The organism is Sphingomonas ginsenosidimutans (assembly GCF_002374835.1).
Classification (GTDB): Bacteria; Pseudomonadota; Alphaproteobacteria; order Sphingomonadales; family Sphingomonadaceae; genus Sphingomonas; species Sphingomonas ginsenosidimutans.
In genome coordinates this window covers 18,753-35,486 of sequence record NZ_NWVD01000004.1, presented here as the reverse complement: position 1 = coordinate 35,486, position 16,734 = coordinate 18,753, and the positions used below count along the sequence as shown (strand labels likewise).

At 68.2% G+C, this 16,734-nt stretch carries 14 protein-coding genes; 10 read left to right on the top strand and 4 right to left on the bottom strand.

Annotated elements, in window-relative coordinates:
• The first annotated feature begins 485 nt into the window (after nucleotides 1-485).
• From COA17_RS10800 to COA17_RS10755, 10 genes are all read left to right on the top strand, one after another.
• The gene (locus tag COA17_RS10800; protein ID WP_245857692.1) at nucleotides 486-941 is read left to right on the top strand and encodes an STAS domain-containing protein; all 456 of its coding nucleotides are present in this window, start codon (nucleotides 486-488) and stop codon (nucleotides 939-941) included.
• Nucleotides 938-1,306 (top strand): response regulator, encoded by a 369-nt coding sequence (locus COA17_RS10795; RefSeq protein WP_066484511.1) that lies wholly within the window; start codon nucleotides 938-940, stop codon nucleotides 1,304-1,306. Before COA17_RS10800 ends, COA17_RS10795 begins: the two co-directional genes overlap by 4 nt.
• Entirely contained in the window at nucleotides 1,303-3,300 is a 1,998-nt protein-coding gene (locus tag COA17_RS10790; protein ID WP_096612354.1) for a chemotaxis protein CheA, read from the top strand. Before COA17_RS10795 ends, COA17_RS10790 begins: the two co-directional genes overlap by 4 nt.
• A gap of 4 nt (nucleotides 3,301-3,304) precedes the next feature.
• Nucleotides 3,305-3,808 carry a chemotaxis protein CheW gene (locus COA17_RS10785; protein WP_066489323.1) on the top strand — a complete coding sequence of 168 codons (504 nt, stop codon included), beginning with the start codon at nucleotides 3,305-3,307 and terminating at the stop codon, nucleotides 3,806-3,808.
• A 28-nt stretch (nucleotides 3,809-3,836) separates the two neighbouring features.
• The gene (locus tag COA17_RS10780; RefSeq protein ID WP_096612352.1) at nucleotides 3,837-5,765 is read left to right on the top strand and encodes a methyl-accepting chemotaxis protein; all 1,929 of its coding nucleotides are present in this window, start codon (nucleotides 3,837-3,839) and stop codon (nucleotides 5,763-5,765) included.
• A gap of 74 nt (nucleotides 5,766-5,839) precedes the next feature.
• Nucleotides 5,840-7,528, top strand: coding sequence for a methyl-accepting chemotaxis protein (locus COA17_RS10775; protein ID WP_096612350.1), 1,689 nt, complete (start codon nucleotides 5,840-5,842; stop codon nucleotides 7,526-7,528).
• The gene (locus tag COA17_RS10770) at nucleotides 7,525-8,013 is read left to right on the top strand and encodes a chemotaxis protein CheW (protein WP_096612348.1); all 489 of its coding nucleotides are present in this window, start codon (nucleotides 7,525-7,527) and stop codon (nucleotides 8,011-8,013) included. The genes COA17_RS10775 and COA17_RS10770 overlap by 4 nt, the downstream gene beginning before the upstream one ends.
• Before the next feature lie 77 nt (nucleotides 8,014-8,090).
• Complete coding sequence (locus COA17_RS10765; protein ID WP_245857690.1) at nucleotides 8,091-8,942, top strand: CheR family methyltransferase; 852 nt, start codon at nucleotides 8,091-8,093, stop codon at nucleotides 8,940-8,942.
• Nucleotides 8,939-10,018, top strand: coding sequence for a protein-glutamate methylesterase/protein-glutamine glutaminase (locus tag COA17_RS10760; RefSeq protein WP_096612346.1), 1,080 nt, complete (start codon nucleotides 8,939-8,941; stop codon nucleotides 10,016-10,018). Before COA17_RS10765 ends, COA17_RS10760 begins: the two co-directional genes overlap by 4 nt.
• Nucleotides 10,019-10,031: 13 nt before the next feature.
• Nucleotides 10,032-11,732, top strand: a complete 1,701-nt coding sequence (locus tag COA17_RS10755) for a methyl-accepting chemotaxis protein (RefSeq protein ID WP_096612344.1) — start codon at nucleotides 10,032-10,034, stop codon at nucleotides 11,730-11,732.
• A gap of 33 nt (nucleotides 11,733-11,765) precedes the next feature.
• On the opposite strand, the gene COA17_RS10750 is transcribed toward COA17_RS10755, so the two are convergent.
• The 4 genes from COA17_RS10750 to COA17_RS10735 all read right to left on the bottom strand — a co-directional run bounded on the left by COA17_RS10750 (nucleotide 11,766) and on the right by COA17_RS10735 (nucleotide 16,712).
• Complete coding sequence (locus tag COA17_RS10750) at nucleotides 11,766-12,383, bottom strand: response regulator transcription factor (protein ID WP_176484872.1); 618 nt, start codon at nucleotides 12,381-12,383, stop codon at nucleotides 11,766-11,768.
• Nucleotides 12,384-12,764: 381 nt separating this feature from the next.
• Nucleotides 12,765-14,060 (bottom strand): APC family permease, encoded by a 1,296-nt coding sequence (locus COA17_RS10745; protein ID WP_096612340.1) that lies wholly within the window; start codon nucleotides 14,058-14,060, stop codon nucleotides 12,765-12,767.
• Nucleotides 14,057-15,487, bottom strand: coding sequence for a S10 family serine carboxypeptidase-like protein (locus COA17_RS10740; RefSeq protein WP_176484871.1), 1,431 nt, complete (start codon nucleotides 15,485-15,487; stop codon nucleotides 14,057-14,059). Before COA17_RS10740 ends, COA17_RS10745 begins: the two co-directional genes overlap by 4 nt.
• Nucleotides 15,488-15,518: 31 nt before the next feature.
• Nucleotides 15,519-16,712, bottom strand: coding sequence for a pyridoxal phosphate-dependent aminotransferase (locus COA17_RS10735; protein ID WP_096612336.1), 1,194 nt, complete (start codon nucleotides 16,710-16,712; stop codon nucleotides 15,519-15,521).
• Nucleotides 16,713-16,734: the final 22 nt, after the last annotated feature.

The following is a 16,734-nucleotide window of genomic DNA, read 5'->3' as shown; positions in this document are numbered from 1 at the left end:
ATGACGATGGCGGGCGTGATCGCCCGGCCGCCCGACAAGGGGGCGCGGCGACGCCTATGCGCGAAGACCAGGGGACGCAACCGCCAGTCCGCCAACCTCCCGCTTCGCGAATCAGCAATGGACGTTGCCGATCATGATGAACGCGAGTGGTGAACGCGGGCGTCTCGCAATCGATCGACATCGCCGCCCGGCCGTATGGCCCGGATTCGCCTCAGCGGCTCACGGAACAGCGCCGAAACCGCGGATTTGTCGTTCCGTTCACCACCCTTAGCCTAAAGTCTAATAGATCGATATCAGGCGGTACAGCGGCTGAGCATGGGGTGAACCGCCAACCCCGACACGTATTAATACGTACCCGGCGACAACCGCTCTGTTACCACAATTCCCTATCCCGGATGCACGAGCCGAACGGTGGAGCCAGGGTATCCCGACCCCTGCACCTCTACCGAACATCGAGTGGTCAGGAGGGGGCAGGGCATAGCCGCTTGATCGGCCATCGTCACGGGAAGGCCGGCTGCGCCGGCGCCAACTCGATCGACCGTCGCGCGGGGGGCGCGGCGGATGGAACGGGCTTCGGCTTCGCGGCGATCACCGCGGGGTCAAGTCACATCGAAGGATTGTCGAACATGTCGATCACTACGGTGACCGCGGCGGAGGACCTGTGCCTTCCGACCATCGGTACGCTTGCCGCCGACCTGACGGACGCGCTGAACAGCGGCGCACCGGTCCGGCTGGACCTGTCCGCCGCCGTCGCGCCGGACCTCAGCGTGCTGCAAGTCGTGGAGGCGGCGCGCGCCACCGCCGCCGGCGCGCAGTGCGATTTCGCGCTCACCGCGCCCGCGAACGCGACCGTCGCCGCGCTGCTGGAGCGCGCCGGCTTCCTCACCGCCCTTTCTGACGATGACCGTCACTTCTGGTTCCACGGAGACACTGCGCAATGACCGCTTCCATCCTTACCGTCGATGACAGCGCGAGCCTGCGCATGGCGATCCGGATCGCCCTGTCGGGCGCGGGCTATGCCGTCACCGAGGCGTCCGATGGCGTCGAAGGCCTGGCAAAGGCTACCGCGCAGCGGTTCGACCTGATCGTCACCGATCTGAACATGCCGAACATGGACGGGCTGGAGATGATCCGAGCGCTGCGCCAGCAGCCCGCACAGGCCGGCATCCCGATCATCTTCCTGACCACCGAGTCGGACGATGCCATGAAGGCGCAGGCCAAGGCCGCGGGCGCCACCGGCTGGCTGGTGAAGCCGTTCCAGGCCGAACAGCTGATCCGCGTCGCGCAGAAGGTGCTGGCACGGTGAGCGAGGATCCCACAGCAGCCTTCCGCATCGAGGCGGGCGAGCTTCTCGAACAGGTCGAACAGGGCCTGCTCGACCTGCGCGACAACCTGGGCGACATGGGCCTGGTCAATGCGATGTTCCGCGGGCTCCACACGCTGAAGGGTTCGGGCGCGATGTTCGGGTTCGATGCCCTGGCGGGCTTCACCCACCATTGCGAAACCGCGTTCGACCGCGTCCGCAAGGGCGATGTCCGCGCGACCCCCGATCTGGTCGACGTCATCCTGTCCGCGGGCGACCATATGCGCGCGCTGGTCGAAGGCGACGCGCCGGAGGCCGCGGGCCAGGCGATCCTCGCGCGGCTCGCCGCCGCGGTGGACGCCGCGGCGGGCGGCGGCAGTGCCCCTGCCCCTGCCCCGGCCGCACCGACGAAGAAGGGCTGGAAACTGTCGTTCCGCCTGCCGGTCGATGCGATGGCGAACGGCACCAACCCGCTGGCGCTGCTCGACGAACTGCGCGCGCTGGGCGACGCCACGATCGTCGCGCGCACCGACGCGGTGCCGCCGCTGGCCGATCTGGTTCCCAACCACTGCGTGATCGGCTGGGACTGCACGCTGGTCGGCGATATCTCGCACGACGCGATCGAGGACGTGTTCCTGTTCGTCATGGACGACATGGAGATCACGATCGAGCCGCTGGCGGTCGAGGACGACGCGTCCGGCGCCGGCGCCGATGACGCGGCGGAACCCGCCGCCCCCACCCCGGCCGCCTCGGCCGCCCCGGCCGCCCCGGCCGCGGTCACCGTGAACGATCAGCAGGACCGCCGCGCCGCCACCCGCAGCCAGGGCGAACATGTCCGCGTTCCGGCGGAACGCCTCGATGAGCTGATGGACCGCGTCGGCGAGCTCGTGATCGCGCAGAGCCGGCTGTCGCAGCTCGCGCATCACGGCAACGACCTGTCGCTGCGTTCGGTGTCGGAGGAGATCGAGCGCCTCGCCGGCGAGATGCGCGATACCATGATGGTGCTGCGCATGGTCCCGGTCTCGACGCTGTTCGGCCGCTTCCGCCGCCTGATCCTCGATCTGGCCAACGAAACCGGCAAGGCGATCGAACTGGTGACCGAGGGCGAGACGACCGAGGTCGACAAGACCGTGATCGAGCGGCTGTTCGATCCGCTGGTCCACATCATCCGCAACTCGTGCGACCACGGCCTGGAAAAGGCCGAGGACCGGCTGGCCGCGGGCAAGCCCGCCAGCGGCCTCATCCGCCTCAGCGCGCATCAGGCCGGCGGCGAGGTGCTCATCACGATCACCGACGACGGCCGCGGCATCGACCGCGAGCGCGTGCGCGCCAAGGCGGAGGCCAATGGGTTGATCCAGCCGGGTCAGGTGGTGAGCGAGGACGAACTGCTCGGCCTGATCTTCCACCCCGGCTTCTCGACGGCGGCACAGGTGACCAACCTGTCCGGGCGCGGCGTCGGCATGGACGTGGTGAAGCGCACGATCGAAAGCCTGCGCGGCTCGATCGACGTCAAGAGCGTGGCGGGTCAGGGTTCGACCATCACGCTGCGAATCCCGCTGACGCTGGCGATCATCGAGGGGCTGCTCGTCCGCGTCGGCGAGGGTCGCTACGTCATTCCGCTCGCCGCGGTCGAGGAATGCCTGGAGCTGTCGCTCGAGGAGGATTTGCGCTCGCGCGGGCGCAGCATCATCACCCTTCGTGAGCGCCTGATCCCATTCCTGCGGCTGCGCGACCTGTTCGTCACCGGCACCAAGCCGGACACCTACCAGAAGATCGTCGTCGTCGGCACCGGTTCGGAGCGCGTCGGGCTGGTCGTCGACCAGATCATCGGCAACCACCAGACCGTCATCAAGGCGATGTCGCCGCTGCACCGTAACGTCGCGGCCTTCGCCGGGGCGACCATCCTGGGCGACGGTTCGGTCGCCCTGATCCTCGACATCGCCCAGCTCGTTGCGCTCGGCCAGCCCAGGGAGGAGCGGCGCATCGCCGCTGCGTAAGCTTATGCCGTATCACAAGATTCCCAACTGGACCCCGGAACAGGGACTGGAAGTGCTGACGTTCGGCTTAGGCGGCGAGACCTTCGCCCTCGAGGCGGGCATCGTCCGCGAGATCCTCGACGTCATGCCACTGACGCAGGTGCCGGGCGCGGACGAGATGGCGGCGGCGGTCATCAACTTCCGCGGACGTATCGTGCCGCACGCCGACCTGCGCGTGTCGTTCGGCATGGACCGCCACAGCACCACCGCCGACAGCCGCATCATCGTCATCGAACTGGAGCTGGACGGCAATCCGACGCTGATCGGGCTGGCGGCCGACCGGGTCAACGAAGTCACCGTGCTGAACGCCGGCGATGCGGAGGAGCCGCCGGTGATCGGCATCCGCTGGCCGCGCGAGCATATCCGCTGCCTGGTCCGGCGCGAGGGCGACGTCGTCGTCCTGCCGGACCTGCCGCACCTGTTCGCGCGCCTCACCGGCAAGAGCGCCGAACCTGTCACGCTGCATTGAGCCAATAACTCCCGGAGAGGATGTTTCCATGCGCTTCCACGTTTCCCTGAAGGACTCGTCCCACATCGACGTCGCGACCAGCGAGATCCGCCGGCTGCAGCGCGTCTATGCGGGTGGCGATACCAGCCAGCGCGCCGACCTGTCGTTCGCGACCGGGCCGGTGCGGGAATTGCTGATGTCGGTGAACGAGCTGCTGGACGGCGCAGCGGCGCCCGCCGCCGGCTTCGCCCGGGGGCTGGTGCGCATGACCGCCGAGCACGACCGGGGCGACATCGACGCGGTGCTGCCGGTCGAGGATTTCCAGGGCGACCTGGCGGTGGCCGCGCGTGCCGTCAACGATCTGGTCGGCAGCCATATCGCCGTGAAGAAACTGGCGATGGCCTGCATCAAGTCGCTGGGCGAAGGCAATTTCGACGCCCCGCTTCAGCAGCTGCCGGGAAAGAAGGCGTTCATCAACGACACCATCGAACAGCTACGCGCCAACCTGAAGGGGTTGATCGCCGAGATGAACCTCATGTCGGCCGAGCATGACAGGGGCGACATCGACGTGTTCGTCCCGGTTGATCGCTTCCAGGGCGACTTCGCCGTGATGGCGAAGGGGCTGAACCTGATGGTCGCCAACCACATCGCCGCGAAGAAGAAGGCGATGGCCTGCATCAAGCAATTCGCCGAGGGCGACTTCGACGCCCCGATGGAACAGCTGCCCGGCAAAAAGGCGTTCATCAATGACACGATCGAGCTGCTGCGCACGAACTTCAAGGCGATCATCGGCGAGATCCAGCGCCTGATCGACGCCTCCACCGCGGGGCGGTTGAGCGAGCGCGGCGATGCTGCCCGCTTCACGGGCGATTTCGGGCACATGATCGGCGGCATCAACGGGATGCTCGATGCGATCCTGCTGCCGATCGGCGAGGGCAATCGCGTCCTCGACCTCGTCAGCACCGGCTCGCTGCTGGAGCGCGTCGAGATCGACTGCGAAGGCGATCATCGCCGGATGAAGGATGCGATCAACAACCTGGTCGACAATCTGACCGGTTTCGCCGCCAACGTCGCCGCCGCTGCCGAGCAGGTCGCCGACGGCAGCCAGCAGCTGTCGACCGCCTCCGAACAGGTGTCGGGCGGTGCGACCGAACAGGCGGCGGCCGCCGAGGAAGCGTCGGCGTCGATGGAAGAGATGGCCGCCAACATCAAGCAGAACGCCGACAACGCCACCCAGACCGAGAAGATCGCGCGCCAGTCGTCGCAGGACGCCGAACAAAGCGGTCAGGCGGTGCAACGGGCCGTTATCGCGATGCGCACCATCGCCGAGAAGATCGGCATCGTGCAGGAAATCGCGCGTCAGACCGACCTGCTGGCGCTCAACGCCGCGGTCGAGGCGGCGCGTGCGGGAGAACATGGCCGCGGCTTCGCGGTCGTCGCCGCCGAGGTGCGAAAACTCGCCGAGCGCAGCCAGACCGCCGCATCGGAGATTAGCGGCATGTCGTCCGACACCGTCGCCGCCGCGACCGAGGCGGGCGAGATGCTGACGCGGCTGGTGCCCGACATCCGCCGCACCGCCGAGCTGGTCGCCGAGATCAGCGCCGCCTGCCGCGAACAGGATATCGGCGCCAGCCAGATCAACGAGGCGATCCAGCAGCTCGACAAGGTCACGCAACAGAACGCCTCCGCGTCCGAGGAGATTTCTTCCACGTCCAGCGAACTGGCCGGCCGCGCGGAAGAGCTGCAGGAAAGCATCGCCTATTTCCGCGTTGCCCAGGACGCGCGCCCGGCCGCCGCACCGCCGGCGGTGCGCAAGCCGGTCGCCAAGCCGGCGGTCGCGTCGAAGGGCACGGCGAAGAAGCGCGCGACCCGTCCGAACTCGGTGGCCGACCAGCAGAATCGGGTGCGCGGTTTCGCCCTCGATCTCGATAGCGGCGGCCCCGATGGGGAAGACGCCGACTTCGGCAGGGCCGCCTGATCGCGGCAACCCATTCACCAACGTCAACATGCATCCGGTCCCCGGACCGACCAAAGATCCACGAGGAAGCTACAATGCGGGCAACCATCAAAGCGAAACTCGCGGGCACGTTCACCCTGGTGATCGCCCTGCTGTGCCTGGTCGTCGGGGTCGGACTGACGCGCGTCGGCGCGCTCAACGACATGATCCTTGAGATCGTCGACGGCCCCGCGCAACGTATCCAGCTGTCGCTGACCGCCGATGCCGATATCGGCCGTGCGATCCGCGCCGAAAAGAACATGATGCTGACCACCGATGTCCCGGAGATGCGGGACCTGGAGGCCAAGTTCGACGCGCTCGACACCAAGATCCAGGGGACCCTGAACGACGGTCTCAAGATCGCAAGCGAGCAGGGCCGACCGGTGTGGGCGAAGGGCCTTGAGGAATGGCAGGCCTACAAAGCGGTCAGCGACCAGGCGCGCGAACTGGCGATGCAGAACCGCAATGAGGAGGCCGCCCGGCTGTCGATGGGCGAAGGGCGTAAGATCGCCACCCGCCTTGGCGATACGCTCGCCAAGCTGGTCGGCATCACGCAGGGCCAGCTGGTCAAGGCGAAAGCCGATTCCGCGGCGCTGTATGCGTCGGCGCGCACAACGTTGCTGACCACCGCGATCATCGCGCTGCTGATCGCGGTCGCGGGCGCCTTCTGGATCGCGCGACTGGTGTCGAGCGGGCTGTCGAAGATCAGCCAGGCGGTATCGGCCGTGGCCGACGGCGACCTCAGCACCGAAGTGTCGGTCAAGAACGACGACGAGATCAAGGATCTGGTCGATGTCGTCAACCAGATGACCGAACGCCTGCGCGACACGATCGGGCAGACCGCGCTGGCGGCGCAGAATGTCGCGTCGGGCAGCCAGCAGCTCGCCTCCTCGTCGGAGCAGGTCTCGCAGGGCGCGACCGAGCAGGCTGCGGCGGCCGAGGAAGCGTCGGCGTCGATGGAACAGATGGCGGCGAACGTGAAGCAGAACGCCGACAACGCGACGCAGACCGAGAAGATCGCGCGCCAGTCGTCGCAGGACGCCGAACAGAGCGGCGTCGCGGTGCAGAAGGCGGTCGTCGCGATGCGCACCATCGCCGAGAAGATCGGCATCGTGCAGGAAATCGCGCGTCAGACCGATCTGCTGGCGCTCAACGCCGCGGTCGAGGCGGCGCGGGCCGGTGAACATGGCCGCGGCTTCGCGGTCGTCGCCGCCGAAGTCCGCAAGCTCGCCGAGCGCAGCCAGAGCGCCGCGGCGGAGATCAGCGGCATGTCGTCGGACACCGTCGCTGCCGCCACCGAGGCGGGCGAGATGCTGACGAAGCTGGTCCCGGACATCCGTCGTACCGCCGAGCTGGTCGCCGAGATCAGCGCCGCCTGCCGCGAACAGGACATCGGCGCCGTGCAGATCAACGAGGCGATCCAGCAGCTCGACAAGGTCACGCAGCAGAACGCCTCCGCGTCCGAGCAGATCTCGGCCACCTCGGAGGAACTGTCGAGCCAGGCCGAGGAACTGCAGGAGGGCATCGCCTACTTCCGCGTCGATAACGCGGGACACAAGGCACCGGCCCGCTCGGCCGCGCGCAAGCCGGCCGCCCGCACCGCGGCGCCGAAGGCAGCAGGCAAGAAGCCGGCGCCCAAGGCGAACTCGGTCGCCGATCAGCAGGCCCGCGCGCGCGGTTTCGCGCTCGACCTGAACACCGGCGGCCCGGACGGCGAGGACGCCGAATTCGGACGCGCGGCATGACCGCCGGCGGCCAGGACATCCAGGTCGTGGTCTTCGGCCTCGGGGAGGAGGAATTCGGCCTCCCCGTCGCCTCGGTCCGCGAAATCCTGGACCATCGCTCCGCCTATCGGGTGCCCAACGCACCCGCGTGGTTTCTGGGGCTGACCGACGTGCGCGGTCTGTCGGTGCCGATGGTGGACCTTCGCGTCCGCCTCGGCATGGCGCCGGCCGACGCGACGCTGGCGACCCGCGTCCTGGTGGTCGACGTGCCCGTGGGCAGGGACGCCCCGCTGGCGCTCGGCCTGGTGGTCGATCGGGTTATGGACGTCAGCACCTTCGGCCCCGCGTCGGTCGAGGCGTCGCCCGATATCGGCGGGCGCTGGCGGTCCGAACAGATCGAGGCGATCCTGCGTCGCGACGCGGGTTTCGTCGCGCTGCTCGACGCCGCGCGCCTGTTCGGTTCCGATGGCCATGACACGCTCGCCTCGCTGGCGATCGCCGCCTGACGGCCCTGTCTCCGGCCGCCGCACCGTCGCGGCGGCCGGTCCCATTCCTCGGCGCTGACACGCGCAGGAGCCATGCCTTGAGCCACCCCGCCCGCGCGGCCCTTCCCGACGATACGCTGCAGAAGCGCGATTTCGATCGGCTGGCCACCTATATCTACGACAAGGCGGGCATCCGCCTGGTCCCGGCCAAGATCACGATGATCGAGGGCCGCCTGCGCCGCCGGGTCCGCGCCAATGGCCTGGCGAGCCTGCGCGACTATTGCAGCTGGCTGTTCGACGGCGGGCATCTGGAGGCGGAAAGCGAGCATCTGCTCAACGCGGTCACCACCAACAAGACCGACTTCTTCCGCGAGCCGAAGCATTTCGACTATTTGATGGGTCACGCCCTGCCGGCGATGCAGAAGGCCGGCATCCGGCGGCTGCGCGTCTGGAGCGCGGCCTGTTCAACCGGCGCGGAACCGTACACGCTGGCGATGCTGCTCGACAGCTTCGCCACCGATCAGCGCGGGCCGGAATATGGCATCCTGGCGACCGATCTCGACAGCGAGGTGCTGAAGATCGCGCGGCGCGGCGTGTTTCCCGCCGCGATGCTGGATCCCGTGCCGGTCCAGCTGCGCAACCGCTACACGCTCAAGGCCAGCGACCCGAAGCGCAGCGAGATGCGGATCGTCCCCGAACTGCGTTCGGCGGTCGGCTTCGCGCAGATGAACCTGATGGATTCGCGCTACCCGGTGGGCGATCCGATGGACATCATCTTCTGCCGCAACGTCCTGATCTATTTCGACAAGCCGACGCAGGAGAAAGTCGTGCGCCGACTCACCGACTGCCTGCGGCCCGGCGGGCTGCTGTTCCTGGGCCATTCGGAATCGATCGCCGGCTTCGACCTCCCGCTCACCACGGTCGCTAACACCGTCTTCCAAAGGAAATGACCATGCCCAAGCCCATTCGCGTGCTGGTCATCGACGACAGCGCGAGCGTCCGCCAGGCGATGACAGCGATCCTGTCCGCCGATCCCGAGATCGAGGTGATCGCGGCCGCGGCCGATCCGTTCGCCGCCGCGCGCCACATCCAGGAAGAGATCCCCGACGTCATCACGCTGGACGTCGAAATGCCGCGAATGGACGGCATCACCTTCCTGCGCAAGCTGATGACGCAGCGCCCGATCCCGGTCGTCATGTGCTCGTCGCTGGTCGAGGAAGGTTCGGATACCCTGCTCCAGGCGCTCGACGCCGGCGCGGTCGACGTCATCCTGAAGCCGCGCGTCGGCGTCGCCGATCATCTGGCCGAGGCGCATCTGATGATCCGCGAAACGGTGAAGGGTGCGGCGCGGGCGCGGCTCGGCGCGCGCCGTCCGCGCACCACCGCTCCGGCGCAGAAGCTGACCGCCGACGCCGTCCTGCCGCCCCCCACCGGCCGTGCGATGAGCCGCACGACCGAGATGGTGGTGGCGATCGGTGCCTCGACCGGCGGGACCGAGGCACTGCGCGAGGTGCTGGAGGCGTTGCCCGCCAATTCGCCCGGCATCGTCATCGTCCAGCATATGCCCGAAAGCTTTACCCGCGCCTTCGCCCGTCGGCTCGACGGACTGTGTCAGATCGACGTCAAGGAAGCCGAGGACGGCGACACCGTGATGCGCGGTCGCGCGCTGATCGCGCCCGGCGGGCTGCGCCACACGATGCTTGAACGTCAGGGCGCGCGCTATGTCGTGTCGGTGCGCGAAGGGCCGCTGGTGTCGCGCCATCGCCCGTCGGTCGACGTGCTGTTCCGCTCCGCCGCGCGCAATGCCGGGGCCAATGCGGTCGGCATCATCCTGACCGGGATGGGCGACGACGGCGCGCGCGGGCTGCTGGAGATGAAGCAGGCCGGCGCCCGCACCTTCGCCCAGGACGAAGCGTCCTCGATCGTCTTCGGGATGCCGAAGGAAGCCATCGCCCGCGGTGCGGCCGATAAAGTGATTCCGCTGGGAAGCGTCGCGCGCGAGCTTCTTCACGCTACCGCCCGCTGAAGGGGGATCGACGATGGACATGACCAAGCTGGCCGCAATCGCCGAGGCGACCCTGCTGCCGCCCGCGACCGACGGCGCGCACCAGCTCCAGGCGGGGATGACCGGACTGGAAGCCTGTTTCCGCGACGTGGGCGAGGCGCTGGCCGCCGCGATCGGCACGATCGACCGCATGGCCGGCGGGCTGGAGGATATCCGCCACTCGCTGTCGCCTGAAACCGCGGGCGCGGCGGTCGAGCGCCTCCACGGCGTCGCGCACCGGCTCAACACCCTGCCCAGCCAGCAGCGCCGCCGCGCGGTAGAGGTCGAGACGCTGACCGGCCGCACGCGCGAGCTGCGCCGGCTGCTGGAGGAGATCGGCACGATCCTCGACCTGCTCGGCATCTATGGCGTCAACATCAAGATCGCCTCCTCGGGCGAGCAGGCGTTCTTCGATTTCGTGACGGGCATGGACGAAAAGCTCGACACCGGGCGGCGCGAGGTGAAGCACATCACCCGCGAGCTCGATCAGTTCGGCCGCGTCGTCAACGACGTGCGCGCCGCCGACCGCCTGCTGTCGGAAGAAAGCGCGCGCACCGGCACCGGCGTCCCCGCCGAACTGACCGATAACGCCAACGCGCTCCAGAACCACGTCGGCGCCGTGATGCGCACGACCGAACAGGTCGCCGGCATCGTGCGAACGGTACAGGGCGAGGTGGCACGCATCCTGGGCGCGATCCAGATCGGCGACAGCGTGCGCCAGCGTGCCGAACATTGCGTCACCATCCTGCAGCGCGTCCACGACCGCGACCATGCCGTGCCGCCGGGCGCGGTCGCGCATGTCGAGCGGCTGGTCGCGGCCCAGCTGCGCGCGATGAGCGAGGATTTCCGGCGCGAGGTCGACGCCATCGTCGTCTCGCTCGAACGGCTTGTCCCGCTCGCCGACGAACTGCGGATGCTGCTGGCGACGCAGGGCGACGGCGACGACGGCCAGATCCTGATCCGCCTCGAACAGGGCATTGCACAGCTCGATTCGGTCACCCGCCAGCTGTGCAACGCCGACAGCCGCCTTGCCTCGCTCACCGCCTTCGTCAGCCAGACGCTGGGCGAGCTGGCCGAAGGGCTGGTGCGGATCCAGCATATCGCGATCGACGTGCAGCACATCTCCGCCAACACGCGCCTGCTGTCGCGCCGCCACGGCGACAAGGGCCGCGCGGTCGCGGTGATCGCGCGCGAGATCGCGCCGTGCGCCACGCGGCTCGACCAGCTGGGCACGGCGATCAGCACCCTCATCACGGCGCTGACGACCATCGACCTGGTCCAGGAAGGCGGTTCGATGGGCGCGGACGCCTCGCTCGGGGAACCGCTGGCGATCATCCGCGCGGCCTGCGCCAGTTCCAGCACCGCGATGGCGCGCGGCGGCGACGAGGCGGACCGGATCATCGCCTCGCTTCAGTCGAGCGCGGCGGACCTCAGCAACCAGCTGTCGTTCGTGGAAACATCGCTCGCGATCGCCGATGCGCTGTCGCTTCGCGCCGACGGCGTCCCGCCGGTGGACGGGGAGCCGGGCGCCGACACCGATGCGCTGGCGGAGCTGCTGCCGTGGATTTACCGCCTCTACACGATGGCCTGCGAACGCGAGATCCACGCGCCGTTCTTTCTGCCCGGCATGGCACCGGCGACCCCGGCGATCGCGCCGGTGGTGACCTTCGACGACGATGACGACGGGCTGTTCTGACCAGCCGGCCGGCGTCGACGTGGCCGGTCGACCCTAAGCCAGTGGGATCAGCCCGGCCGCATAGGCGAGCCGCATCGCCTCGGGCAGGCTGGCGATCTCCAGCTTCGCCATCATGCTTGCCCGGTGCCCCTCCACCGTGCGCGGGCTGACGCCCAGCTCGCGCGCCACCGCCTTGTTGGGGTGCCCCGCCACCAGCAGCAGCAGCACCTCGCGCTCGCGGTCGGACAGTTTGTCGATCTGCTCGCGGGCAGCGCGTGCGTTGTCCTGCACGTCCCTGTCCCGTTCCAGCTTCGCCATCGCCTGTTCCAGCGTGCGGAGCAGCGCGGCGATCTCGAACGGTTTCTCGATGACGTCGAACGCGCCCAGCCGCATCGCCGAGACCGTCGTCGATACGTCGCCGTAGCCGGTGAGGATCAACGGGATGAAATCGGGGCGACGCGCGCGCAGTATCGCCAGGACCTCGACCCCCGACATCCCCGGCATGTCCAGGTCAAGCAGGACGATGCCCCGCTCCAGATCGGGCAGAGCGCCCAGGAATTCGTCGCCGGAGCGAAAGGTGCGGACCAGCATGTGCGTGCGCGTCGTCACCAACTGGTACAGCGAATTGCGCACCGAAAGGTCGTCATCGACGATATGGACAACGCCTTTCATACCCGGTCCGGTTCCGAATGTGTCACTAGCAAGAGCCGCGGTAGCGGGGAGCCCCCCCGCCCTTACCATCCGCGCCCCGCATAAATCCACCGGTCTCGCAAGCGCCGCGACGGGCGGCTCTACGATGAAGCCGCGCGAGCAGGAGGCAACGTCTTCAGAAACGGGCGGACGGCAGTAATGGCGGTGCTGTCAGTCTAACGCGAACCGCTCTCTACACGATGCAGGTCGGTCTTTGACGGGAACCTTCAGCTGATGAGCGCCTACCACTCCGCCAGCGCGGCGGAGCGTCATTCCCGGTAAGTCTGTCGATCGATGAGGTGGCGTTCCAGGCTGAAGTGGTTGTGAACGTTGGCGTGAACGACCGTCATCTCCTGCCTTCGATCAGTGGGTCTTCACCCTGAAAGCGATGGAATAACACCAGCCGCAGAGCATCCAGACGAGAAGTAGGAGGTAGGGTCGCCAATCCGCCTCTAAGCCGAGGAAGATCAAAATCGCAGCACAGGCCGCACCGGCATAGCCGAGCCGCCGCATCGCACGACGGCCGAACTTGAACGCAGCTGCGTCATATACGTCGGGATGGCGGTCGACGATCCGTGCGGCGACGAGGCAGATGCTGCCGTATTTGATGAGGTTGGGGATGTTCACCGCCAAAAACAGAAAGGTAAGTTCCATCGGCAGGAGCAGGCCGACGCAACCGAGCAGGAAGACCGCGAACAGCGCGACATGCGGCGTCCGCCAACGCGGATGTACCCGGCCCAGCGCGCGCGGCAGCATGCCGGACACGCCCATCGCATAAAGGCTCCGGCTGAACATCGCGAACAGCGCGTTGAGCGACTTGCCGATCGACAAGACCGCCGCCAGGACAATCAGCGGCGTCGCGGTTGGACCCATGAAGCGTTTGGCTGCATCGAGGATGGGCGCGTCGCTGGCGCCCAGCGCGTCGCCGCCGAGTACCCCCAGCGCGACGAAGCCGACGGCAAGGTAGAGGAGCGTCGCCGATCCGATTGACAGCGCGATGCCGAGCGGGATGGTGCGGCGGCCATCGGCGACCTCCGCCCCGGCCTCGGTCGCGGCCTCGATGCCGAAGAACAGCCCCATCAGCAGCGGCGTCGCCGCGATCATGCCGTGCACGCCGTTGGGGAACAGCGGTCGCAGCCGGGCGGGATCTACCGCACTCGTACCGCCCCAGACGACGAAGACCGCGAACAGCGACAGCATGCCGACAAGCAGCACCTTTTGCACCCGCGTGGCGACATGGACGCCGAACAGGTTGGCGACGAGCGCGAGCAGCATGACGGCGAGCATCGTCGGTTTGGTCGGCAGCGGCACCAGCATCGAGGCGTAGCGGACGAGCACCAGCGCCAGCACGACGATCGCACCGAGGTTGGCGACGATGCGCGCCCAGCCGATGTAGAAACCCCAAGCCGGATGAAGGAACCGGGTGGGCCAGACGATCGACGCGCCGGAAACGGGGCATGCCGAACCCAAGAAGGCGTAGCTGATCGCGATCAGGTACATCGGCAGCGCCGCGAGCAGCGCCGACAGCAGCATCGCCGGGCCGGCGATGCGGGCGGCGGGCGCGATCGCCGAGAATATCGACACACCGACCGCGGTGCCGAGCCCCAGCGCGACGACCCCCCACAGGTCGATGCCCTTGGCGAGGCTCGCATCGCTCATCGGGCGGGCCCGTCCGCAAGGAAGGCACGCAGGTCGCGCATCAGCAGGCGCCAGCTGGTATCGTCCGAATAGGCGACATGGCCCGCGGGGTAGCGGCGGTTGCGGAACCGGTCGGGCGCGAGGTTGCTTTGCGCGAGGAGATAGTCCGCCGCGCCGACCGTCGTGGTGAGGTCGTAGAGGCCGGTTCCGACGAACAGGCGCATTGCGGGCACCGCCGCCATCGCCCGTTCGAGCCGGGCCATGAACGGCCAGTCGTTGAACGGTGAGTCGCCAGAACCGTAGCGCCAGTCGTCCTCACCGCGCACGATCAAGCGATAGGCGGTCGCATCGGTGACGCCGATCCGGGAAAGCTGCTCCACTACCGCCTTGCCGTAGAGGTCTGACACGGGCGAAAAGGCGTCAGGGCCGACGGTGTCGCCGGCATCCGCCGCTCGCTGCGCCGTGTAGCGCGCATCGTAGCGACCGAGCACCCGCCCTTGCGCGCGCAACAGCTCGACGCGGAAGCGCTCCTTGGAAATGCGCAGGCCGTGGGCGAGATAATAATCGCGCGATATGCCGGTCAGCCCCTCTAGCCGCGCCGCGATGGCGGCGCGATCGGCGGACTCCAATGCGCGGCCTCGGAACAGCGCGGCGAGATAGGTTTCGGCATAAGCGGCGGCCTCACGCGCACTGCCCTCGGGCGTGCATGGGGCGGCACGGACATGATGATAGCAGGCGATCGCGGCGAGCGTCGGCAGCGCCACCGGATAGGTAACGACATTGCCCGGTCGCTGCGAGGTCTCGATCATGTTGAGCGCCTGGCCGAGCAGCAGCACGCCGGCGAGCTTCAGTGTGGCATCCTGCCGACGCAGCGCATCGACCATCGCTGCGGCGCGGATCGTGCCGTAGCTCTCGCCGAGAATATAGATCGGCGCCCCTGTGCGGCCGTGCGCGGACAGCCAGGCGCGGGCGAGCTGCGCGACCGCGTCGGCATCGCCATCGACCGACCGGTAGACGGCGAGGTCGGCGTCCGCCGGCAGCAACGAAAAGCCTGTACCGGGTGGATCGAGGAAGACGAGATCGGCGACGTCGAGAAGCGTGTCCGGGTTGGGCGCGACGGTGGCGGCAGTGGGCAGCGGCGCACCTGGGTCCTGAGGCACCTGCGCACGCAATGGCCCCAGCGCCCCCATGTGGAGGTAGGCGGAGGCGGCACCGGGGCCGCCATTGAAGACGAACAGCACCGGCCGCTCGCGCCGCGCGGGCACGCTGTAGGAGATATAGCCCGCGGTCGCATCCTCTCGGCCGGGCCGGCTGGCGACCGGCACCACGCCGACCTCGGCGGTATAGGCGAGGCGCCGGCCGGCGATCACCGCGCTCTGGTCGCTACGCGCCCTGATCGTCGGCGTGGGCAGCGGCTGCGCCGAGGCGGCGGCTCCGGCGATCAGCATGGCCCATCCCCATAGCGCGCGCCGTATCATCTTATGCGATCCCCCTGTCATGCCGGTCGCGATAGCGGATCAGCCCGTCGGTCAGCGCCTGCAAGCCGTAATCGACATCCGCTGGTGCCCGCGCGAAACCGATGCGGATATGCCCCGCCGCGCCAAAATACTCGCCCGGCGCGACGACGACGCCGCAGCGGTCCGCCAGCCATTCGGAGAAACGCACGGTGTCGTCGATCCCGACCAGCCGCGGAAAGGCGATGCAGCCGAACGGCGGCAGCGCGCCGGTGACCAAGCCGTGTTCGCGCCAATGCGCGTGGTAGGATTCCATGATCGGCCGCGCCCGGCGCATGACGCCGGCGCGATAATCCTCGAAGATGTCGGGGTGCTCGAGCACCAGCGCGGCGACGGCGTGCGAGAGGTTGGACACGCCGAAGTCGATTTCTTCGGCAAGGCCGCGGATGCGGGCGATCGGCTCCTGCGCACCGACGATCCATCCGCAGCGCAGCGTGCTGAGACCGTGCGACTTGGTGAGGCTGCTGATGCTGATCAGCGCGGGTCCCATCCGCGAGGCGGGCGGCGGGCGCGAGGCGGGATCGACATAGTCGCCATAGACCTCGTCGACGATCACGTGGATGCCGCGCGCCTTCGCCAGCGCCCCGATCGCCGAGAGCGTGCCGGGGGGCAAGGCCATGCCCGACGGATTGTGGAGGTTGGATAGCACGATCAGCCGCGTCGCCGGTGTGATTGCCGCCTCCAGCCCCGCGACGTCGATCGCGAAATCGTCGCCATGCCGCGCGAAGCGGTCGACGCCGTAACCATAGGTCTCGGCAATTGTGTGGAACAGGTCGAAGCCCGGGGATTCCACCAGCACCCGCTCGCCCGGCGCCAGCATGGCGCGATAGATTAGCGACAGCGCACCCGTCGCGCCCGTGGTGCAGACAATCCGTTGCGCCGGAACCCCATAGGCTCGCGCGAGCTCGGCAACGACATAGGGGTTTCCGTTGGTGAAGGCGCTGGTGTAGCGCGAGGTAATCGTGTCGCCGAAGCCGTCCGCAATGATCCGGCGCAGCTGGTCCACGGGTTCGGGCACCGAACTGTCGAACAGGCCGACGAGCAGATTGCGCTCCGACCGGACGGCGCGGATCACCCGGCGCACCCAATGTGAATAGGATTCGCGTGCCCATGGCGCGCTGGTCGCGAAGGCGTGGTCGGGTTCGTCCGGCCGGATCATCTCGAGGGTCCGCGCGTCAGGA